Annotated in this window: 18 protein-coding genes, 2 tRNA genes and 1 pseudogene; 12 read left to right on the top strand and 9 right to left on the bottom strand. The window is 60.2% G+C overall.

From position 1 onward, the window contains the following. Both ACUY3D_RS06660 and ACUY3D_RS06665 read left to right on the top strand, forming a co-directional pair. A partial coding sequence (locus ACUY3D_RS06660; RefSeq protein WP_527249344.1) for a transposase family protein occupies positions 1-592 on the top strand: 592 nt, incomplete at its 5' end. Positions 593-794: 202 nt separating this feature from the next. Then, positions 795-1,000 (top strand): annotated as a pseudogene (locus ACUY3D_RS06665) (IS256-like element ISCau1 family transposase); the annotation flags it as partial. A gap of 235 nt (positions 1,001-1,235) precedes the next feature. Here the strand turns inward: ACUY3D_RS06665 and ACUY3D_RS06670 are convergent. Together ACUY3D_RS06670 and orn are read right to left on the bottom strand one after the other, a co-directional pair. Continuing rightward, positions 1,236-1,308: transfer RNA gene (locus ACUY3D_RS06670), tRNA-His, on the bottom strand. Between the two features lie 49 nt (positions 1,309-1,357). Further along, positions 1,358-1,990 carry an oligoribonuclease gene (gene orn / locus ACUY3D_RS06675; protein WP_070522488.1) on the bottom strand — a complete coding sequence of 211 codons (633 nt, stop codon included), beginning with the start codon at positions 1,988-1,990 and terminating at the stop codon, positions 1,358-1,360. Positions 1,991-2,262: 272 nt separating this feature from the next. On the opposite strand from orn, the gene ACUY3D_RS06680 reads away from it, so the two are divergent. Then, positions 2,263-3,807 carry an alanine/glycine:cation symporter family protein gene (locus ACUY3D_RS06680; RefSeq protein ID WP_070561394.1) on the top strand — a complete coding sequence of 515 codons (1,545 nt, stop codon included), beginning with the start codon at positions 2,263-2,265 and terminating at the stop codon, positions 3,805-3,807. A 44-nt stretch (positions 3,808-3,851) separates the two neighbouring features. On the opposite strand, the gene cmrA is transcribed toward ACUY3D_RS06680, so the two are convergent. Continuing rightward, positions 3,852-4,664, bottom strand: coding sequence for a mycolate reductase (cmrA, locus tag ACUY3D_RS06685; RefSeq protein WP_070531534.1), 813 nt, complete (start codon positions 4,662-4,664; stop codon positions 3,852-3,854). 128 nt (positions 4,665-4,792) lie between these two features. Here cmrA and ACUY3D_RS06690 point away from each other — a divergent pair, with 128 nt between their 5' ends. Next, the gene (locus tag ACUY3D_RS06690; protein WP_010191177.1) at positions 4,793-4,978 is read left to right on the top strand and encodes a PspC domain-containing protein; all 186 of its coding nucleotides are present in this window, start codon (positions 4,793-4,795) and stop codon (positions 4,976-4,978) included. A 22-nt stretch (positions 4,979-5,000) separates the two neighbouring features. Here the strand turns inward: ACUY3D_RS06690 and ACUY3D_RS06695 are convergent, their stop codons facing one another. From ACUY3D_RS06695 to ACUY3D_RS06705, 3 genes are all read right to left on the bottom strand, one after another. Then, positions 5,001-5,633 carry a hypothetical protein gene (locus ACUY3D_RS06695; protein WP_070531532.1) on the bottom strand — a complete coding sequence of 211 codons (633 nt, stop codon included), beginning with the start codon at positions 5,631-5,633 and terminating at the stop codon, positions 5,001-5,003. 76 nt (positions 5,634-5,709) lie between these two features. Continuing rightward, a tRNA-Arg gene (locus ACUY3D_RS06700) sits at positions 5,710-5,783 on the bottom strand. A gap of 39 nt (positions 5,784-5,822) precedes the next feature. After that, the gene (locus ACUY3D_RS06705) at positions 5,823-6,755 is read right to left on the bottom strand and encodes a LysR family transcriptional regulator (RefSeq protein WP_070531529.1); all 933 of its coding nucleotides are present in this window, start codon (positions 6,753-6,755) and stop codon (positions 5,823-5,825) included. 76 nt (positions 6,756-6,831) lie between these two features. Here ACUY3D_RS06705 and ACUY3D_RS06710 point away from each other — a divergent pair, with 76 nt between their 5' ends. The 6 genes from ACUY3D_RS06710 (at position 6,832) to ald (ending at position 13,869) form a co-directional block, all read left to right on the top strand. Beyond that, positions 6,832-8,904: a bifunctional copper resistance protein CopD/cytochrome c oxidase assembly protein gene (locus ACUY3D_RS06710; RefSeq protein WP_070563726.1), complete on the top strand. Its 2,073-nt coding sequence runs from the start codon at positions 6,832-6,834 to the stop codon at positions 8,902-8,904. A 205-nt stretch (positions 8,905-9,109) separates the two neighbouring features. Beyond that, entirely contained in the window at positions 9,110-9,700 is a 591-nt protein-coding gene (locus ACUY3D_RS06715; RefSeq protein ID WP_070563723.1) for a single-stranded DNA-binding protein, read from the top strand. A gap of 80 nt (positions 9,701-9,780) precedes the next feature. Next, positions 9,781-11,451: an energy-dependent translational throttle protein EttA gene (gene ettA / locus ACUY3D_RS06720; protein WP_070563720.1), complete on the top strand. Its 1,671-nt coding sequence runs from the start codon at positions 9,781-9,783 to the stop codon at positions 11,449-11,451. Positions 11,452-11,499: 48 nt separating this feature from the next. Continuing rightward, on the top strand, positions 11,500-11,958 hold the full coding sequence (locus ACUY3D_RS06725; protein WP_070531521.1) for an acyl-CoA thioesterase: 459 nt from the start codon (positions 11,500-11,502) through the stop codon (positions 11,956-11,958). 15 nt (positions 11,959-11,973) lie between these two features. After that, positions 11,974-12,633 carry a DUF8185 domain-containing protein gene (locus ACUY3D_RS06730; RefSeq protein WP_070563717.1) on the top strand — a complete coding sequence of 220 codons (660 nt, stop codon included), beginning with the start codon at positions 11,974-11,976 and terminating at the stop codon, positions 12,631-12,633. A gap of 153 nt (positions 12,634-12,786) precedes the next feature. Then, a complete protein-coding gene (ald, locus tag ACUY3D_RS06735) occupies positions 12,787-13,869 on the top strand; it encodes an alanine dehydrogenase (protein WP_070563714.1) in 1,083 nt (360 codons plus the stop codon). Here ald and ACUY3D_RS06740 read toward each other — a convergent pair. Beyond that, positions 13,866-14,255 carry a globin gene (locus tag ACUY3D_RS06740; protein ID WP_083299178.1) on the bottom strand — a complete coding sequence of 130 codons (390 nt, stop codon included), beginning with the start codon at positions 14,253-14,255 and terminating at the stop codon, positions 13,866-13,868. The two genes, ald and ACUY3D_RS06740, sit on opposite strands and share 4 nt — an antisense overlap. A 2-nt stretch (positions 14,256-14,257) precedes the next feature. Continuing rightward, entirely contained in the window at positions 14,258-15,259 is a 1,002-nt protein-coding gene (locus ACUY3D_RS06745) for a mechanosensitive ion channel family protein (protein ID WP_070683775.1), read from the bottom strand. Between the two features lie 115 nt (positions 15,260-15,374). Here ACUY3D_RS06745 and ACUY3D_RS06750 point away from each other — a divergent pair, with 115 nt between their 5' ends. Continuing rightward, complete coding sequence (locus tag ACUY3D_RS06750; RefSeq protein WP_070563708.1) at positions 15,375-16,535, top strand: cystathionine gamma-synthase; 1,161 nt, start codon at positions 15,375-15,377, stop codon at positions 16,533-16,535. Between the two features lie 29 nt (positions 16,536-16,564). Continuing rightward, a complete protein-coding gene (locus ACUY3D_RS06755; RefSeq protein WP_070563705.1) occupies positions 16,565-17,776 on the top strand; it encodes a hypothetical protein in 1,212 nt (403 codons plus the stop codon). A gap of 38 nt (positions 17,777-17,814) precedes the next feature. On the opposite strand, the gene ACUY3D_RS06760 is transcribed toward ACUY3D_RS06755, so the two are convergent. Then, positions 17,815-19,695, bottom strand: coding sequence for an FAD/NAD(P)-binding protein (locus tag ACUY3D_RS06760; protein WP_070563702.1), 1,881 nt, complete (start codon positions 19,693-19,695; stop codon positions 17,815-17,817). Positions 19,696-19,785: the final 90 nt, after the last annotated feature.

Raw genomic sequence — 19,785 nt, forward strand, 5'->3', positions numbered from 1 at the left:
TACGCGCCGCACCCGAGTGGTGCGGCTACCGGAAGTATCACCCCGAGCGCCGCGAGCTGCTACCAGATACTCACTGAAGCGCTACCAGATAGTCACGACACTGCTACCAAATAGCCGGTCGCAACAGTCAAAGACCCCCCAAACAGGTCGCTGGACACGAACCTGGACCCATGCCAACGTGCGCAAGGCCTACAACAGCCTCAACCACCTCTGGCGCAGCAAACTGCTATTTGTCTACCTCAACCCGCCTGAAGAAGTCCTTGATACTGACCGGATCAAAGCCACCACCAACAGCCTGGAAGGCGGAATCAACTCCCAGCTGAAACTACTAGCACGAACCCACCGCGGACGACGCGGAGAACACCAACGCCGAATGCTGGAGTGGTGGCTCTACCTAAAAACTGAACTGCCCGACGATCCCGTAGAAATCGCCAGGCAATCCAACTGGGGACAGGACCAACTCGCCAAAGTACAAACCCTGACCCACAACGAGAACCAAGCCGACCACGAAACAGGACGACCAGCCCTCTACGGCAACGCCATCGACACCAACTACACTCGATTTAATCGGCATCCAAAAGGCCAAATCTAGCCCTAGGGGTTAAGGGGCTTAAGGGACATTTCGTGTGGATAAATCGATACGGATTCCCGGGGCAGCCTGGGATAATGCAGTGATCTTGATTCTAAATTGGTTCCAACAGCCTGATCGGTGAAATCAACACCGGATAGTCCTAGGTCTGTGGTAGGTAAGCCGCGGCTGGAGCGGTTAGGTCAATTCCTATGGTGACGTCCGCACCGAAGCCCCTGTACATCCACTGGACCTAGCCAGGCATCAAGAGTTTGGACGCAATGGGGAGAAGCGGCATACGCGGCCTAGACGAAAGAAGAGCTCACACGACGCGGCCACCCAGACGGGCGACCTGCCACATTCGACACCCATATCGACAACGAGTGGAACCCCAGCTTAGGCATAAGAAAAGGCTGGGCCGGACGCTCCTAAATCCACACGAAATGTCCCTTAGTGCGACACGCCGCAAATCCACACGAAATGTCCCTTAAGCCACACCGTCTACGCCCAGTCATCCGGCCTGGAAGCGGCCAAATCTAGCCCCGACGACACGCCGAGTCAGACACACATTTTGACCCTTAAGCCCCGGTTAAGGGACATTTTGATCGTTAACCCCCAAATAAGAAACCCCCTCACCTTGCTTCCCAAGGTCAGGGGGTATTTTCGGGGTGGCTGACGGGGCTCGAACCCGCGACACCCAGGATCACAACCTGGTGCTCTACCAGCTGAACTACAGCCACCATCGTTGCCTGAAAGCAACGAGATACAGGTTAACTCACCTCGTTGAATTTACAAAAACGCCTGGTAATCATCGGTAGTGGCAGCCTTAAGATCCTCCGCTTCCGCGGTGGAGGGGCCGTCGTCCGTGCGGAATACGCTGCGGCGGTAGAAGTCGAGCTCTCGAATGGACTCAATAATGTCTTGCAGGGCTCGGTGTGCCATGCCCTTTTGTGGCTGGTTGTAGTATGCCCGCGGGTGCCAGCGGCGTGCTAGTTCCTTAATCGTGGAAACGTCAATCATTCGGTAGTGCAGCGCGGCGTCCAGGCGCGGCATGTATTCGCGAATGAAGGTGCGGTCCGTGGCGATGGAATTGCCTGCAAGGGGAGCAGGGTGGTTGGCGTCGCAGTGCTTCTCGACGAGCTTCAGTACCGCCTCCTCTGCCTCTTCGATTGTGATCGTGGATTCCCGGATTTCCTTGTCGAGACCGGACTTCGCATGCATCTCGGTGACGAAGTCATCCATCTCCGCCAGTTCTTCCTCTGTAGCGTGCACGACGAGGTCGAGGCCCTCGTCGAGGATGTTTAATTCGGCGTCCGTGATGACGGCGGCGACTTCCACGATTACGTGGCGCTGCGGTTCAAGTCCGGTCATCTCCAAGTCGATCCAGACGAGGCGGTCATTTTTGGCGGGAATATCACTCATGGCTTCCACCATAGTTTCTCTTCGGTCATGGTTTGGGAGGTGCCCTAGTCGGCTGAGATGGGGGTAAATGGGGGTGAGGAGGGGTCTCGTTGTGGAAGGTGCCTTTTTATTCGAGGTGTGCTGGGGTTTTCTGGTTGCCATTGAGGGGCAGTGTCGAGGGCTTCTTGAACTTTTTCATGATTTCTCTCACCAAACCCTTGGGAGATGGGACATTATTAGGTCAGCCTTTAAAGTGATGGCACTCACATATATCGAAGGACGGAAACCTACCGATGTCAGCCTTTCTTGACACTCTCAACTCATTAATTTGGTCACCAGCATTAGTCTTCCTGTGCCTCGGCGCGGGAATTTATTTCACCCTGGCCACCAAGTTCTTACAGGTGCGCTGCATTCCGGACATGATTAAGCAGCTGAAGGACGGCGAAAGCTCCGATTCAGGTGTCTCGTCCTTCCAATCGCTGATGATTTCCCTGGCGGGCCGCGTTGGCGTGGGAAACATCTCGGGCGTTGCAACCGCGATCGCTTTCGGCGGCCCAGGTGCTGTGTTCTGGATGTGGGCGGTGGCTCTGCTGGGTTCCGCAACCTCTTTCGTGGAATGTACCTTGGCGCAGGTTTATAAGGAGAAGGACCAAGACACCGACGAATACCGCGGTGGTCCGGCTTATTACATCGAGAAGGCCTATAAGCACACCAAGGCCGGTCCTTTCATGGTGGTCTATGGAATCGTCTTCGCTATTGCGATGATCCTTGCCACCAGCTACTTCCTGCCCGGCATTCAGGCTAACGGCGTGGCTGCGGCCGTACAGAACGCTTGGGGTGTTGAGGTCGGTTGGTCTGCCGTGATTCTGGGCGGAATTCTCGCCATCATCATTATTGGTGGCGTGAAGCGCATCGCTAACTTCGCCTCCCTCGTGGTCCCGTTCATGGCCGGCGCCTATATCCTTTTTGCCATCATCATCCTGATCATGAACTTCAACCAGATCCCCGAGGTCTTCGGCATGATCTTTAAGTCCGCTTTCGGCGCGGAGCAGGCTTTCTCCGGCCTATTGGGCTCGGCCATCATGTGGGGCGTGAAGCGCGGTATCTACTCCAACGAGGCAGGCCAAGGTACCGGCCCACAATCTGCCGCAGCTGCGGAGGTATCCCACCCAGCCAAGCAGGGCTTCGTGCAGGCCTTCGCGGTCTACATTGACACCCTCTTCGTGTGCTCTGCTACCGCATTCATCATCATCTCTACCGACATGTACAAGGTCTTCGAAGGCGAGTCGGAGGATGGCCCAGTGCGCTACGCCGGTGCAATCCCGGATGGGGTCGAGGTCGGTCCGGGCTTTGTCCAGCACGGTCTGGACACCCTGTTGGCAGGTTTCGGCCCGAGCTTCATTGCCATCGCTATTGCCTTCTTCGCCTTTACCACCGTTCTGGCGTACTACTACATGGCGGAGGTCAACCTGACCTATTTCAACCGCTGGATTAGCAACAAGACCGCCCGCCGCGCGTTGGTGTGGCTCCTGCGCATTCTCCTCGTGGTGTCCGTGGTTGTTGGCGCAACGACGACTCCGGGTGCTGCCTGGGCGCTGGGCGATATCGGCGTTGGCGCGACCGCGTGGCTCAACATCATCGCCATCCTCTTCCTCCAGGTCCCGGCCCTCAAGTGCCTCAAGGATTACAGCGCACAGAAGGCAGCTGGCAAGGACCCGCAATTTGACCCAGAAGCGTTGGGCATCAAGAACGCCGAGTTCTGGGTAGAGCGCAAGCTCGCCCGGGAGGAGGCCGCTCAGAAGGCTATCGCGGAGCAATCGCCGCTCCAAGGCAAGTAAAGCAATGCCCGCTCTCCACGGGGGAGAGCGGGCATTTTTATGTCCTAGGCCATCTTGGAATAGAAGCTGCCGATAAGCGGTGCAGCAATTGGGGTGGGCACAATCTTGCCCAACGCGTTCATTGCTTTTGATAGCGGCCCAGGAACCACGCGGCGCTGGTTGCGGGCCATGGCCTCCAGGGTCTCTTCGGAGCAGGACTCATAGGTGGTCCACAAGAAATCCGGGACTACCTTGTCCACGATGGATTGCTCTTCTTCGGGGATGACGGCATCGCGCACCGGGCCGGGGGCAAGCAGCGTGCAGGTTACGCCGGAGCCCTTGAGCTCGTAGTGCAGGGCCTCCGTGAACGCGTTAACACCTGCCTTGGTGAACACGTAGGTGGCGTTGTTCGGGATGGAGACGTTGCCCGCGGCCGATCCCACGTTGCAGATAGCGCCGCTGCGTCGCGGCAGCATCTGCTCAAGGGCGGCGCGCGTCAGGCGGTGAACGGCCTTTGCATTGAGGTCGAACTGCCGGGTTTCATAATCCCAGTCCTGCTCCATGAACTTGCCAAAGCTGGCGATGCCCGCCGAGTTGACGATGATGGAGATTTCCTTGCCCGCCATGAACTCGATGACGCGGTTCACGTCTGCGGCCTCGGAGAGGTCCGCTGCCAGCGCGATGGCGTCCACCTCGTGGCGCGAGCGCAGGTCCGCGGCGATGGATTCAAGGACGTCTTCGCGGCGGGCAACGAGAATGACGTTGTAGCCACGGGCGGCTAGGTCCTTGGCCATCGCAGCGCCAATGCCCTGGCTAGCGCCGGTCAGCAGCGCATACGAGGAGCGGGTAGGGGCGGGCAGCCCGGGGGAGTGAGCCATGAAACGGCGTCCTTTCTCTCAGGGTGGGAAGTTTCCACCCAGCGTAGAGCAATCAGGGTCTAAATCAGGGTAAACACCGATGAACCCTTCGGCCCAACTCTGGATAATGGACAGTGAAAGGAGACATCATGAACAACCAACGTTTGACCCGTTCCACAACTGACACGATGCTCGGAGGCGTGTGCGGCGGCATCGCACAGACCTACAACCTCGACCCGACCTTGGTGCGAATCCTCTTCGTTGTTGCCACGCTGCTGGGCTTCTCAGGAATTCTGCTCTACCTCATCCTCTGGGTCGTCATTCCAGTGGAGTAATCGGTAGTTTAGTTTCTACAAATTACTGCAGCGGGCCCATCGCCATGAAGCGCTTCCACGTTTCCCACTCATCACGCAGACGCGGCAGGGCGCTGGGTGGGGTTGCGGTGCCGTCGACAAGCGTGGCGTCCTGCATGCGTACGCCGTAGTCGAAGAAGAGAGCCCCGTGCCCGGAAGCGCCATAGCGGAGAACCGGCACCAAATTGAGCCCGTCGAATGACAAGGGCGCGTTGGGGCGCACATCAAGCCCCGCGATCGCCGCGAGGGTAGGAGCTAGGTCGAGCGGGGAGACAAGCTCAGTGCACTCCCCGGACTCTGCAACCCCGGGCCACAGGAGAGACATCGCGGCCTTATCCTCCTGCAGGGAACACACCGCTACGACGCCATCGAGATCATCCAACACGTGGGGGTCTGGTTGCTCAAGAAGCCGAAAGACCCGTGACGATGCGGGGCGGGTATCCTCCCGAACCTCGAAGCCAGCTGCCGCAAAAATGTCCGTGATGCGCGTTGTGGCTCCGCGCTGCGGGTACTGCCCGGTGAGCACTCCGCGGCGTGACTCCGCATAGCTTGGTGACGTCCCCCAGGCATTGCTGAAGCGCATTCCGCGCAGCGCGGATTGTGGAGCGTGGTCAAAAGTCGCGAGGGTGATGTCCATAAAAGTGTGTCCAAATTGTGCCCAAAGGCCACTTTCCGAGGCTTAATAAAACCCCAAAAAGTGTCCCTGACCTGCGTGCCCCCAGCAGGATTCGAACCCGCGACACATGGGGTAGAAACCCACTGCTCTAATCCACTGAGCTATGGAGGCGTACCGCGCCATCATAACGCACTGGGGCGTGTAGTCCGATTATCGGGCTACCGCTGGCGTTGGCTCGGCGTAGGCGTTGAGGAGGACGTCGTTAAGCGTGCGCGCCGCGGGGCTCAGCGCACGGTCCGCGCGGTGGATGACGAGCGCCTGCACGGTCGGGAGGGCTTCCGCGATTCGCCGGAAGTGGACTCCCTGCTGGCCCAAAGCCTGCGCGGTGTGCGGCAGGAGGCTGATGCCGTAGTCGCCCGCCACGAGTGGCAACCCCGTTTGCAACGTGGGAACTTCTTGGACTGTAACGGGCTTGCTTAATGCTGCCTTAGCCCACACCTGATCCATTGCTTCCGGCAAACCGCTGAGTTCCGGCCAGCGCGGCGGCAAGAGCCAGGTCTCAGCGCTCAGGTCGGTCAACCGCACGGGGTCGGGCAAGCCTTTAAGCCTCTCGGGGAGCGCGACGTGCACCTCCATTTCTGCGGCGCAGTCAATGGTGAGCTGCGCGCCGTAGTCTTGGTGGAAGCGCTGTGGGTTAGTGGTGAGGAGGATTCCCAACTCCGCTGAGCCATCCAGGACCTCTCTCAACGTGGCGGTTGGTTCTAAGTCCTTTAAGGAAACACTTACCTCCGGTGCGCGCTGGCGCATGCGGCACAGAATCTCTGGCATATAAAGCCAGTTGAACTCGGGGGCGGAGCATAACGTCACAGAGCCCGCGCTGCCGGATGCAATTTCGGCAAGGCGCGTGGTGGCGGTGGTAAGAAGGGAATCTATCGAGGTAGCGACGCCATAGAGGTAATCTCCGGCCTCTGTGGTTCGGACTCCACCGCGCCCGCGGGAGAGCAGCTTCACGTTGAGATCCTTTTCAAGTTTGCGCACGGTCAGGCTTAAAGAAGGTTGCGTGAGCTGCAGTGCTTCCGCAGCTTGCGTGAATGAACCGTGGTCCACAACGGACCGAAAATGGTGAAGCTGGCGAGAGTCCATAAGAGCAGACTACCCGAAAGCTTAGAAAAAACTACTTTTTAGGTAAGAGAACCTCCGTGACGGTAGACTGCCCACCATGCACACTGAGAAAGAAACTCCCAGCTCACAGCGCTTTCGGGGGGCGGCGCGCTCGACGTCGGGAGCGCAGCCTTCCCGCTTGTTGAATCTTTCTTTCGTCGTCTTCGCGGGCCTCGTGGGCGGAATCATTTCTCTGTTCTTTCTTGCGGACTCGCTCGCCGCCCTAGGCATCCCCGACCCAGGGCGTATGACAACGTTCGGCCTGCCCTTCTTCCGCGCTATCGCGTGGATGCTCATGGCGCTTTCTATCGGCTCCTTTATGTCGAGCGCCTTCTTTATCTACCCGGCGGTACCGGATAAGGACAACGAGCGTCTCATCAAGGCCACGCTCACCGTCGATGGGCACATCGCAGCGCGGACCGGCGCATGGGCGGCGGTGGGCGCCGCGGTGGTGTCTTTATTAGAGGTCCCTCTCGTCATGTCGGATCTCACCGGCACCCCGTTGGCCAAGGTTCTCAACCCAGAGCTGATGGGCATGGCAGTGGGGCAGATCGCGGCGTCGCAAGTCTGGCTGCTCACCGCAGCTATCGCAGTGGTTGTTGCCGTATCTGGTTTTGTCGCACGCACGTGGGCGGGCCAGGTCGGAACGTTTTTCTTGTCATTGTTGCTGACGGTGCCTCTCGGGATGGAGGGCCACTCGGCTTCCGGCGGCGATCATGACTACGGTACGAACTCGCTGCTGCTGCACCTGTTCTTCATCATGCTCTGGGTCGGTGGACTCATGGGGCTCATCGCCCATGGCCGCCGCCTTGGCCCAGATATGGGTGTGGCGGTGCGTCGCTATTCCACGGTCGCTTTGTTCTCCATCGTGGGGCTGGCAGCTACAGGCGTAGTTAATGCGCTGATTCGCGTTGAGTTCGGGGATCTGTTCACTACTCGATACGGCCTGTTGGTGCTGAGCAAAGCGGTGCTCACCGTGGTGTTGGCGGCCATCGGCTTCGTGCACCGACGGGTCACCATCCCTCACTTGAAGAGTTCGCCGCGCCTGTTTATCAGGGTGGCTGTGGTTGAGGTTCTCATCATGGCGGCGACCGTTGGCGTGGCCATCTCGATGGGCCGTACGCCGCCCCCGCCGCCGCGGGACCCGAATCTCAATGCCATGCAGATCCTGCTGGGCTATGAGCTTTTCGACGCCCCCACCGCCACCAACGTGTGGACCATGTTCCGCTTTGATCTCATGTTTGGCTCGCTGGGGATCGTGCTGGCCGGCTTCTACCTGTACGCGCTGTGGCGCCTCAAGCGCCGCGGGCTGACGTGGTCGGCAGGACGCACTGCGTGGTTCCTAGTGGGAGCGCTGGGCATGACGCTGATCATGAGCAATGGCATCGGCTTGTATATGCCGGCGCTGTACTCCATGCACATGTTGGTGCACATGATTCTGTCCATGGCAGTCCCGCTGTGCCTTGTGCTGGGCGCTCCGGTGACCTTAGTGATGGAAGCTTTTGAGCCTGGGGAGCCGGGCAAGCCCACGCTTCACGACGCTGCCGTCGCCCTCACCAAGGCTCGTACCTTGCGCATTCTTACGCATCCAGCGGTCAACGTTGTGCAGTTCCTGGCTTTCCTCTACGTGCTCTATCTTTTCCCGAACTTTTATGAGCTCGCCATTTCGGAACACGCTGGGCACGTGATCATGAACTGGGTCTTCCTGATCTCTGGCTACATCTACTACTGGGAGGTTATTGGCCCGGACCCGTTGCCGTGGCGCGCGCCGACGGGCATTCGCCTGCTCATCCTCTTCGTGTCGATGCCCCTGCACCTTTTTGCTGGCGTCTACCTCATGCAGATGCAAGTCATTCTGGGCTTGGACTTCTATGAGTCCTTGAGCTTGCCGTGGCACCCGGACTTTGTCACGGACCAACGAACCGGCGGCGGTATTTCCTGGGGCTTCGGCCAATTCCCGCTGGTGATTGTGTTTGGTTCGCTCTTCCTCGACTGGCTGCGGGAGGATCGTGCCACCGCTCGGCGCCATGATGCTAAGGCGGATATTGACGGTGATGCTGATTTGGAAAGCTATAACGCCATGCTCAAGCAGATGAGCGAAGGGGATGATTCCACCTTCCGCCAGCACTAGCGGGAGTGCGCACCCTGGGTGCGTGAAAAGGAGTCCTTACCGGGCGAAACGGATATGTTGTTGATGCTTTCAACAAGTTATCCACAGGTTGGCAGTGAGGCCATTGCGGGCGCGCTGATCGGTGGCGATGATGCGAGGTACGGGAGGCGCATCGCTTCCTCGCATTGAAAAGAGCACCAGCCACAAACAGCAAAGGAATCACGCAATGTCTCAATACCCAATCTCACTCACGGGGCGCCTGACTCACGACCCCCACCTGACCAAAATCAGCGAAACCATGTACAAGGCCCGCCTCCGCTTTGCTTCCTCGCGCAGCGTTCCGGAGAAGGATGAGGAGGGCAAGACGGTGTGGCGGGAGTTGGACCTTAACTATATCGACGGTGAGGTGTGGGGCCAGTGCGCCATCAACGTTAAGAAGTCCCTGTTTAAGGGTATGCCGGTCTTTGTTATGGGCTCCATTGTCACGGACCGGTGGGAGGATAAGAACGGGGCAAAGCGCTCTAGGACCTATATCAAGATCGCCCACGTGGGCCTTGACCTCAACCGCTTCTGCATTACCTCCACCAAGATTGGTACCTCCTATGGTGAGGAGGGCAGCGAAGCCCTCTGGCTGGGGGAGAATCCGCCAGTACCGGATGTGGATTACACGGCACCGCCGAGTACTGCGGAGGATGAGGCATTGCCGGCTGCTCTGCAGTCGGGAGATACCCCGCAGGATACTGCGGCGGATCGTCAGCAAGCGCAGAGTGCGACCGAACCTCACCGAGAACCGGCGCCAGAAGAAGCTATGGCCTAAGGACGGGGGACTACCACCGCCCATGTGATGTACTCTTTGTACTGTTATTGACCAATCCTGACAGAAGTAAAGGGTGAAACATGGGCGAATTCATCTACACGATGAAAAACGTGCGTAAGGCCATCGGTGACAAGGTTATTTTGGACAATGTCACTATGGCTTTCTACCCGGGCGCCAAGATTGGCGTCGTGGGCCCCAACGGTGCAGGTAAGTCCTCGATCCTGAAAATTATGGCCGGCCTCGATCAGCCTTCCAACGGCGAGGCTTTCATTGACCCGGGCAAGACGGTCGGCATCCTCCTCCAGGAGCCGCCGCTCAACGAGGAGAAGACGGTCCGCGAGAACGTCGAAGAAGGCCTCGGGGAGATTTTCCAGAAGAAGCAGCGCTTCGAGGAGATCGCGGAAGAGATGGCCACCAACTACTCCGACGAGCTCATGGAAGAAATGGGCAAGCTGCAGGAGGAGCTCGACCACGCGGATGCGTGGGAGGTTGACTCCAAGATCGAGCAGGCCATGGAGGCACTGCGCTGCCCGCCGTCTGATGACCCGGTGACTAACCTGTCCGGTGGTGAGCGCCGCCGCGTCGCGCTGGCCAAGCTGCTGCTGAGTGAGCCGGACCTCCTGCTGCTCGACGAGCCTACTAACCACCTCGACGCCGAATCCGTCCAGTGGCTGGAGAAGCATCTCGAGTCCTACCCGGGCGCCGTCCTGGCCGTGACCCACGACCGCTACTTCCTCGACCACGTTGCGGGCTGGATCTGTGAGGTTGATCGCGGCAAGCTCTACCCCTACGAGGGCAACTACTCCACTTACCTGGAGAAGAAGGCAGAGCGCCTCGAAGTTGCTGGTGCTAAGGACAAGAAGCTGCAGAAGCGCCTCAAGGAAGAACTCGCGTGGGTTCGCTCCGGTGCGAAGGCGCGCCAGGCCAAGAACAAGGCCCGTCTCCAGCGCTACGAGGAGATGGCTGCAGAAGCCGAGCAGTACAAGAAGCTCGACTTCGAGGAGATTCAGATTCCGACCCCGCCGCGCCTGGGTAACAAGGTTGTGGAGGTCAAGAACCTGACCAAGGGCTTCGATGGTCGCGTCCTTATTAAGGACCTGTCCTTCACCCTGCCGCGCAACGGCATCGTCGGTGTTATCGGCCCGAACGGTGTGGGTAAGTCCACCCTGTTCAAGACCATCGTGGGCCTGGAAGAGCCGGATTCCGGTTCTGTCACCGTCGGCGAGACCGTCAAGCTTTCCTACGTTGACCAGGGACGCGAAAACATCGACCCAGAGGCCACCGTGTGGGAGGTCGTCTCCGATGGGCTGGACTACATCCACGTTGGCCAGAACGAGATGCCGTCCCGCGCCTACCTCTCCGCATTCGGTTTTAAGGGCCCGGACCAGCAGAAGCCGTCTAAGGTTCTTTCCGGCGGTGAGCGCAACCGCCTGAACCTGGCCCTGACCCTCAAAGAGGGCGGCAACTTGATCCTCCTCGATGAGCCGACCAACGACTTGGACGTGGAAACCCTGGGCTCCCTGGAAAACGCGCTGGAAAAGTTCCCCGGCTGTGCCGTGGTTATTTCCCACGATCGCTGGTTCCTCGACCGCACCTGTACCCACATCCTGGCCTGGGAAGGCAACGTCGCGGAAGGCCAGTGGTTCTGGTTCGAGGGTAACTTCGGCGATTACGAGAAGAACAAGGTCGAGCGCCTCGGTGAGGACGCCGCCCGTCCGTCTCGCGTTACCCACCGCAAGCTCAGCCGCTAGGGCCGCTCAGCCCTAACACTCAAAGGAAATCTTCGGAAGGATTCTGGAATGCCCGCTCAGAATGTTGTGTCGGAGGAGACTAAGGACAACGTCCACGAGCTCACCGTGGGAGTGCGTTGGTCGGACTTCGACATGTACGGCCACATGATGAACGCCAACTTTATCGAGCTGGCACAGGAGGCGCGCTTGGCCTTTGCCATGCACCACTTCTATTCACGTGGCCTAAACATGGTGGCTTTTGTTCGCCACATCGACGCGGACTATGTTCGCCCCATCAAGTGGGATGGACGGCACGGCACGGTGACAGTGGAGACCACGGTGGTGCGCCTTGGAACTACGTCGTTTACCACTCGCCAGAAAATCAAGGACGCGCAGGGCCAGGTGGCCTGCGTCATCGACTGTGTGCAGGTCACCATTGATCCAGATACCCAGATGCCGCGAGAGGTTTCTGAGCAGGAGCGCACCATCATCCTGGAAAATGCTGTCGTCGAGTTGGACGAGCAGTAGGCGGCCAGCGCAATTATGGAGAGTGAATCCCTGACATTGCACAACGGCGGGGTGGGGCTGCAGGCCCTCCTCGCTCGTGCGACGGGGCTGGATGCCTCAGCGACGGTGCGCTTGCGTCAATACGACGCCACCCACGTTGAGGTTTTTGTCACGACCCCCTTCGATGTCGTCGTAGCGCGGCGCTGCGAGGGCGTCGTTGGCCGCGATGGGGCAGTGGTGTCGGCGCAGGCGCTTCTCGACGCCCTCCGCACCACCCCCGAACACCTTCTTGAGGAGGACGGGGCGGGGGTGCTTGACCTAGGCCCCGCGCGCGACCCCTCATGGCCGGGGGCCTTGCCGCCGGCAACGGGGTTTCGAGAGATTGATTCATTGCCTGTCGACGTCGTCCGTGACTTAGCGGATAAAGGCCGGCAGCTAGCTCGGCAATTCTCTGGTCCGATGGGACCTCCGAAAAGCCTGTTGAATCAAACCGTGCTCACCGTGGAGAGCGCGGAGACCCAAGTAGAGATTCCTATGCGGATGATCTTCGCCTGCACGAGTTTGGGCCTCATCCCGGGCTTTGCTGCGTCACTCAATATCCCCCGCCACCTGCGCGTGGCGGGCAAGGGGCGGTGGGTGCGCCTCGACGCGCCCTATGGCAGTGTTTATCACTCCACGCGGCTGTCTTTGTTCTAAAACGTCTCCAGCCTCGCCGCCGCAGAGTCCGCGGCGGGGCGCGGCACCGCGGAAGGAAAACTGTGTGGTTTCTACGCCCGCAACGCAGCGTGATTTGCGTTACCATTAAGGGGTCGAATTCAGTTTCTTTAATAAAAGGAGATGACTCGCACGATGCGTATTGCGGCACCCAAAGAAATCATGAACAACGAGAACCGCGTCGCTCTTACCCCGAGCGCTGCGCACGCACTCATCAAAGATGGCCATGAGGTTCTAGTGGAAACTGGGGCCGGAGAAGGCGCTTCTTTTCCGGACTCCGAGTACCAAGCCGTGGGCGCGACGATCGTCGCCACCGCCAAGGAGGCCTGGGCGGCGGACATGGTGGTCAAAGTCAAAGAACCGCTCGAGGCCGAGTATGGCTACCTGCGCGAGGATCTGCTGCTCTTCACTTATCTCCACCTGGCGGCGGACCGTCCGCTGACGGACGCCCTGGTTGAGGCCGGAACCACCGCCGTGGCCTATGAGACGGTTACCGATGCCCGCGGCACTCTGCCGCTTTTGACACCGATGTCCCAGGTGGCCGGGCGCCTCGCCGTCATTGAGGGAACTCACCATCTGTTGTCCACGCAGGGTGGGCGTGGCTTGTTGGTCTCCGGCGTGCCGGGCACCCAACCGGCGCGAGTGGTGGTCATCGGCGGTGGCCAGGTTGGCGCGTCCGCGGTGGCTATGGCGCACGGCCTGCGCGCGGAAGTCACGGTGCTCGACCTCGACCCACACGTCCTGCAGCGCTTCGATGAGCAGTACCAGGGCGGCGTGCGCACCCTGGTGTCGGACCCTGCCACGCTGGAAGCGGAGCTTCTCGCCGCCGACCTCGTCATCGGCGCCGTCCTCGTACCCGGTGCTGCCGCCCCGAAGTTGGTTCGGGAGGATGTGGTTAAGCGCATGAAGAAGGGCGCCGTGCTTGTCGACGTTGCCATTGACCAAGGCGGCTGCTTCGAGAACTCCCACAAGACCTCGCACGATGAGCCCACCTTCAAGGTGCACGACACCCTCTTCTACTGTGTTGCCAACATGCCGGGCGCGGTGGCGAACACCTCCGCACGCGCACTCGGCTCGGCCACCTTGCCGTACATGCGCGCCCTGGCTGCCGGAGGCTTCGACGGTGCAGTCGAGCGCTTCCCGGGCTTGGCCAATGGTCTGATGACCCGCGGGGGAGAGCTGGTGTCCCAGCCCGTGAAGGAGGCCTTCGGGCTTTAGGGTGCGCGGTTGATGAGCATCGCCGCTACTCGCTCCATGTGGTCCCAAATCATCGCGCGATAGGCCGGCGGGATGGTGTCTTCGTCGATCTGCGCCAACGAGTTGCCCATGAGCTCGAGCCAGCGATCATGGGCAGCTATGTCGATGGAGTAGGGCGCGTGGCGCATGCGCAGGCGCGGGTGACCGCGATTCTCTGAGAAGAGCTGGGGTCCGCCCCAGTACTGCACGAGGAACCAGGTCAGACGTTTTTCCGCGCCCTCCCAATCCTGCTGCGGGTACATCGGCCCGATGAGATCATCGTCGCGCACCTGTGCATAGAAACCACCGACGAGTTTCTCAAAAGTCTCCATTCCACCGACGGCTTCGTACACGCTCGTTGGTTGCACGCCTAATCTTCCTTTCGCGTCAGGCTGGGTTCTTCCAAATCAAAGATAGCCATCCCTCGCGGGTAGGGCGTGGTAATTCCTTCCGTATGCATGGCGGTGAGGATTTTCGCCTGCATCGCGCGCTGCACATCCCATTGTTTGCCCGGTAGCGTCTTGACGGAAACGCGGTAGGACATGTGGTCAACTTCCAAACCGGACATGCCATTGACCGTAGGTTTGGCCAGGATGAAGCCCTTGATTTCGGGGTCGCGGGCGGCGTTCTCTGCTGCGGAGGTGATGACATCGACTGCGCGGGTGGGGTCGTTGCTCAGTGCGATGGGGACTTGCACGCGGGCGACGGAGTAGCGGTCGGAATGGTTGGCCACCTGCAAGATTTCGCCGTTACGGACGTACCATAGCGCGCCATCGATATCGCGGACCGTGGTAATACGTAGGGAAATGGACTCCACGTCGCCGAAGACCCCGTTTCCGAGGTCGATGGTGTCACCGATGCCGTACTGGTCTTCCATGAGCATGAAGATGCCGGACAGGAAGTCCTTGACCAGCGCTTGGGCGCCGAAACCAAGGGCGACACCAACCACGCCGGCTGAGGCTACGAGCGGGGCGACGTTGACTCCGAGCTTGTCCAAGATAGCGAGCGCTGCCCAGACCCAGACGAATATGGCAACCGCGGAGCGTCCAACGCCGGCGAGGGTCTGGATGCGGGAGGTGCGCCGAGCCTCCTGTGTTTGCTCGAGGACTTTGTCGGTTGTTCGGTGCGCTTTGCGCGGGGAGAGCGGCGAGCTGAGCTTGCCCTTCTTGATGCTGTTATCAGCCAGCTTGGTGATGAGTCGGCGCAGCAGCCAGCTGCCGATGATGGCGACGATGAGGATGAGCGCGATGCCGATGGGTTTGTCGATGAGCCAGGACTGCATGTTTTCTGTTTGCCACCAGCGGGTGACTGCGTCGACAGCCCCGTCGGTTGGCTCGGAGGAAGCGCTTAGGTATGCGGTTGGTCTGGTCACGTGTGTCCTTTCTGCTATCGCTCACAACTGACGCTTACCGATGGTAGGGAAGAGAGCTGAATATAAAAAGCTTGTCTTTCCCGCGACTGAACAGCTTGGTCTAGAATTGTGCCTCATGACTGACAACCGCACCCTTGGCTTTTCCTCTCGTTCAATCCATGCCGGTTACCAGCCGGATCCCTACATGGGATCCATCAACGTACCGATCTACGCCTCCACGACCTACCAACAGGACGGCCTCGCGCAGTTGCGCGGCGGCTATGAGTACGGGCGAGTGGCTAACCCCACCGTTCATTCTCTGGAGAAGACCCTCGCGGCGCTGGAGAATGCCGAGTATGCGCGCTGTTTCGCCACGGGCATGGCGGCCGTCGATACCCTCATTCGGATTCTTGTTCGTCCAGGTGACCACGTCATCCTCGGCAACGATGCCTATGGCGGCATGTATCGCCTCCTGCACCATGATTACGGCGAGTGGGGTATCGAGCTGTCCATCGTCAACACCGCCGATGCCGCGGCGGTTAAAGGGGCGTTCAAGGAAAACACCAAGCTGATCTGGTTGGAAACCCCGACCAATCCGGCGACGACGATCACGGATATCGCCGCAGTCTCTGAGGTTGTTAAGGCGGCTGGCGACGCCCAAGTCGTCGTCGACAACACCTTTGCCACGCCCTACCTGCAGAACCCTTTGGAGTTGGGTGCGGACCACGTCCTGCACTCCACCACGAAGTACCTGGGCGGCCACTCGGATGTGCTGGGTGGAGCGGTCGTGACCAACTCCGCGGAGATGGATGAGCGCCTGCTCTATTTCCAGGGCAACGTCGGCGCGGTGTCCTCACCTTTCGACGCCTACCTCACCGCCCGCGGCATCAAAACCCTTGAAGTGCGGATGGACCGCCACTGTTCCAATGCGCAGGCCGTGGCCGAGTTTCTGGAATCCCGCCCGGAGGTCAAGCAGGTTCTCTACCCGGGCCTGCCCTCGCATCCGGGCCACGAGCTGGCTAAGAAGCAGATGCGTGGCTTCGGCGGGATGATGTCCGTGCGCTTCCACAGCGAGGAGCACGCCCGCCAGATTTGTCTCAACACCAAGCTCATCTCGCTGGCCGAATCCCTCGGCGGCGTGGAGTCCCTCATCGAGCACCCGCAGAACATGACGCACATTTCCGCCGAGGGCTCCGAGCTGGTTCCGCCGGCGGACCTGGTGCGCATCTCGGTGGGCATCGAGTCCATCGATGACCTGCTCGCGGACCTGGAGCAGGCCCTCGACGCCTTACACTAGTAATCGGAGAATCTACCTGTAGGAGAGGCATGACACGAACCACACAACAATTGGGGTCCTTCAGCGATGAGGTGGACGCAGCACGAGAGTTCTGGGCCTCATACTTCGACGAGATTCCAGTTCCATTTGCGAACGGTTCCGATGAACCTACCGAGGAGTTCATTCAATTCCTCCAAGGAACCCACCCCAGGTACCCGCAGGCCACCGTTGCGTCGCAAGGTGAAAACGTGGAAGCATTCCTGAAATCTTGCATGCACGAGCAGGACTTTGCCACTTTTACTAAGTGGAATGCAGATGCCCTCAATGGCGACAGCCTTAACCTCGAAAGCCCAACGTTTAAGGAGTATCTCTGCGGCGCAGTTTTCGCTCCTTCTGATGCCTTTAAGAAGCGCATTAGTGCTGAATTTAAGGATGAGCGCATCGAGGAGAGTGCCGAGGCAATCAAGGAGGCATTTAGCGCGGAGGCTGCGGAGAGTGCCGCGAGCCTTACGCGAACCGTTCCGGAATCCTTGTCGGTCAAGCTAGATAGCGGCATCGAGCACATTCGCATCCTGTGGCTGCTGAAGAATCCGGCATATGGCGGAAATGACGTCATCAGACTGTCTCGAGACGGTATGGAAGGCGTAGCAAATACAAAAGATGGGGGAGAGGCCTTTACTCCCTTCATCAGGGATCAAGGCAACGTCGCGGCGCTGTTCTCGAATGACGTCGACAACGCTCGCTTGCCCTGGGACATTGCAGATGACAAAGGCTGGTATTTCGATCGCGCACGCTTTTACCTCTTCGATGACTGTGAAGAAAAAGAGCCTGTTTCGTGGAATGAGGTCATTCCGCAGCGCCCGGAGTCGGGTGAGCGAGCAGGTGACATCGTGCGCATGGAGATGTTCCCCTACAGGACCAAAGCGTCTGGTGACATCCCCAAGGTCATCGAAAGCAACAACAAGAAGGGACTTGTTCTACCGTCTCAGGAGCGCGTGTTCAGATGCCTCATCGCCTTCCTCAAAGAGGCTAAGCACGGCTACATTATTTGCGCCCGTGACCCGCAGCTATGGCGAGATGTTATCGGTGCTTTTATCGACGCGACCCCTTCTCTCGAAGTTGAAAAGGACGCAATCCTTGCGGCGTTTACGGGTCACGTATGGGAGTTCAAGGGACAGAACGCGCACCTCAATGTGAAGAATCTCGTTCCACCACTAGATAGCCGCGTCGCGGCGCTGCAACAGGTCTTCGCACGCAAATAGCACGTGACCCCGAGGAATGAGTCGGGGCCACGCGGCGGCTAGAGCGTGCCGAGCAGGGAGCCGGCCGTGCGGTCGGTCTCCTGCAGCATGAGTGGGTCCGTGCCGGGCATGGGGGAGATGGTGGTGTCCGGCCACTGCGAATAGGTGGGGATGCCCACGATGTGCAGGCGCGGGTCTTCGGTGCCACCGGGGTTGACCACGCGGCGGTTCCATGTCGTCTCCGGCGAGCCGGTGGACTGACCATGGTCGACGAACGCTCGCACCCGCCCATTGAGGGACACCGCGAGAGGATCACCGGCGCGGCGGACATCGGGGGAGTGCATCCAGGCGTCGATAAGCCAGGCGGAGGAAGCCTCGTTGTGCACGGTGCGCAGCGTGAACTTCTCTCTGATCTCCAGCTGGGGGCGCTGCCCCAGGAAGGTGACGAGGCCGGCGTCGACAAGCGCGAGCAGCTGGCGGGTGCGGAAGAGCGGCGGACCCGACCCCACCATCTGCCCGAAGGCCATGAACTCCTTGAAGGTGCTGGTGCGCGACTCCCACGTCATCCGGCCTTCCGAGCCGGCAATCGACGAGGGCTTGCGCGCGGCCGAGATAGCCCACAGCGCGGACTTCAGCGGGGAATCGGCGGCGGCGACGGCCTCGATGATGTCGCGTGCTAGGCCTTCGGCAATGTACTCGGTGACCTCACCACCGGTGAAATCATCGAGCGGGTTCGCCCAGTGCGCAAGATCTAACGGCTGGGCGGAGGAACCCTCGAGGGCTACGGTGAGCTGGTCCGCCATGCCTGTCAGGTCGTCGGCATCCACCGCGGTGGCGTCGATGGTGGCGATGATATCCGCGAGGGGGCGCTGCGGGGCATCGGGTGCGACCCGCGCCTGGTTCTCGTAGTACTCGGCGTAGGCATCGCGCAGAATGTGCGGCAGTAGTTGCGTGCCGAAGTTCAGCTCAGCCTCCGGATCCAGGGCGGCCACCGCGGCGCGGAAGCGGGTCAGGGCGGCCTTCGGCGGCAGCGCGTGGTATTCCGACTTCGGGATATAAGGGTAGCCGCGGCCGGAGGAGACGATGAAGTGCGGCTCCTCACCGCTGGGCTCGTAGCGCAGCCCGGAGCGCGTGGAGGGATCCTCCACAAACTCACCACCGCGGTCGATGGTGAGCAGCGCCATGATGTCGAAAAAGCCCATACCCAGGCCGCGGACCAGGACCTTCTCGCCCGCGGGGACCGCAGACACCGGCTGTTCGACGGGGTTGTCTGGCCGCACCCAATGCAGGTCCGAGTGTGCAGCCTCCGCCAGGGGGCGTTCGGACTCGCTCAGCGCGGGCACCTGCCAGCCGTAGGCCAGGACGGTGGCGTCGGCGGTGACGGTGGAGGCGTCGGAAAGTGCTATGACATCGTGGTCCTCAGCGGCTCCGATGGACAGCGCGCGGGCGCGGTGCTGGACGACGTCCACGCTCTCCGGCAGCTGCGCCAGCGCAACCTCAAAGACCCACTCCAGGTAGGCGCCGTAAAGCGCGCGGGAGGGGTTGGACTCCGGGCGGGTGTGCGCGAGCTCTTCGGCAAAGGAAGCAGCGAGCTCCTCGCGCGGCGGGTGGGAATCATAAAGCTCCAGCTTGGCAGGCGCGATGTCGGGGCGCTCGCCGCGCAGGAGCTGGATCCACTCGTAGAGGATGGGGCCCTCGAGGACCGGCGCGGTGGTGGTGGAGCTGGGCTCGGTGAACAGAGTGACCGCGCCGGCCAGCGTGTTCATGCACAACGTGCGGGTCTGCTCCGTATCCCAAATGCGGCCAGCGCCCAGCGGGGCATCATCGATGATGTGGAGGCGCAGGGGTGACTCAAGGGGGGTCGCGCGCAGGTGGGCCGCGAGGCGCTCGACCAGCGAGATGCCGCGTGGGCCGGCCCCGACGATGGCGATGGAGGGCATAAAAATCAACCTCAAACTTTTAGACTGTTCTGTCTAGTGGAATAATACCGGTCAGTATACGTTGTGTTAAATCCGTAGACACAATTCAAA

The organism is Corynebacterium guaraldiae (assembly GCF_053480195.1).

Excerpts from the sequence above, each read along its gene's own strand:
- ettA (WP_070563720.1), top strand. The coding sequence starts at position 9,781 with ATGGGCGAATTCATCTACACGATGAAAAACGTGCGTAAGGCCATCGGT.
- ACUY3D_RS06715 (WP_070563723.1), top strand. The coding sequence starts at position 9,110 with ATGTCTCAATACCCAATCTCACTCACGGGGCGCCTGACTCACGACCCC.
- ACUY3D_RS06725 (WP_070531521.1), top strand. The coding sequence starts at position 11,500 with ATGCCCGCTCAGAATGTTGTGTCGGAGGAGACTAAGGACAACGTCCAC.
- ACUY3D_RS06730 (WP_070563717.1), top strand. The coding sequence starts at position 11,974 with ATGGAGAGTGAATCCCTGACATTGCACAACGGCGGGGTGGGGCTGCAG.
- ACUY3D_RS06690 (WP_010191177.1), top strand. The coding sequence starts at position 4,793 with ATGAACAACCAACGTTTGACCCGTTCCACAACTGACACGATGCTCGGA.
- ACUY3D_RS06695 (WP_070531532.1), bottom strand. The coding sequence starts at position 5,633 with ATGGACATCACCCTCGCGACTTTTGACCACGCTCCACAATCCGCGCTG.
- ACUY3D_RS06680 (WP_070561394.1), top strand. The coding sequence starts at position 2,263 with ATGTCAGCCTTTCTTGACACTCTCAACTCATTAATTTGGTCACCAGCA.
- ACUY3D_RS06760 (WP_070563702.1), bottom strand. The coding sequence starts at position 19,695 with ATGCCCTCCATCGCCATCGTCGGGGCCGGCCCACGCGGCATCTCGCTG.
- orn (WP_070522488.1), bottom strand. The coding sequence starts at position 1,990 with ATGAGTGATATTCCCGCCAAAAATGACCGCCTCGTCTGGATCGACTTG.
- ACUY3D_RS06710 (WP_070563726.1), top strand. The coding sequence starts at position 6,832 with ATGCACACTGAGAAAGAAACTCCCAGCTCACAGCGCTTTCGGGGGGCG.
- ACUY3D_RS06755 (WP_070563705.1), top strand. The coding sequence starts at position 16,565 with ATGACACGAACCACACAACAATTGGGGTCCTTCAGCGATGAGGTGGAC.
- cmrA (WP_070531534.1), bottom strand. The coding sequence starts at position 4,664 with ATGGCTCACTCCCCCGGGCTGCCCGCCCCTACCCGCTCCTCGTATGCG.
- ald (WP_070563714.1), top strand. The coding sequence starts at position 12,787 with ATGCGTATTGCGGCACCCAAAGAAATCATGAACAACGAGAACCGCGTC.
- ACUY3D_RS06750 (WP_070563708.1), top strand. The coding sequence starts at position 15,375 with ATGACTGACAACCGCACCCTTGGCTTTTCCTCTCGTTCAATCCATGCC.
- ACUY3D_RS06705 (WP_070531529.1), bottom strand. The coding sequence starts at position 6,755 with ATGGACTCTCGCCAGCTTCACCATTTTCGGTCCGTTGTGGACCACGGT.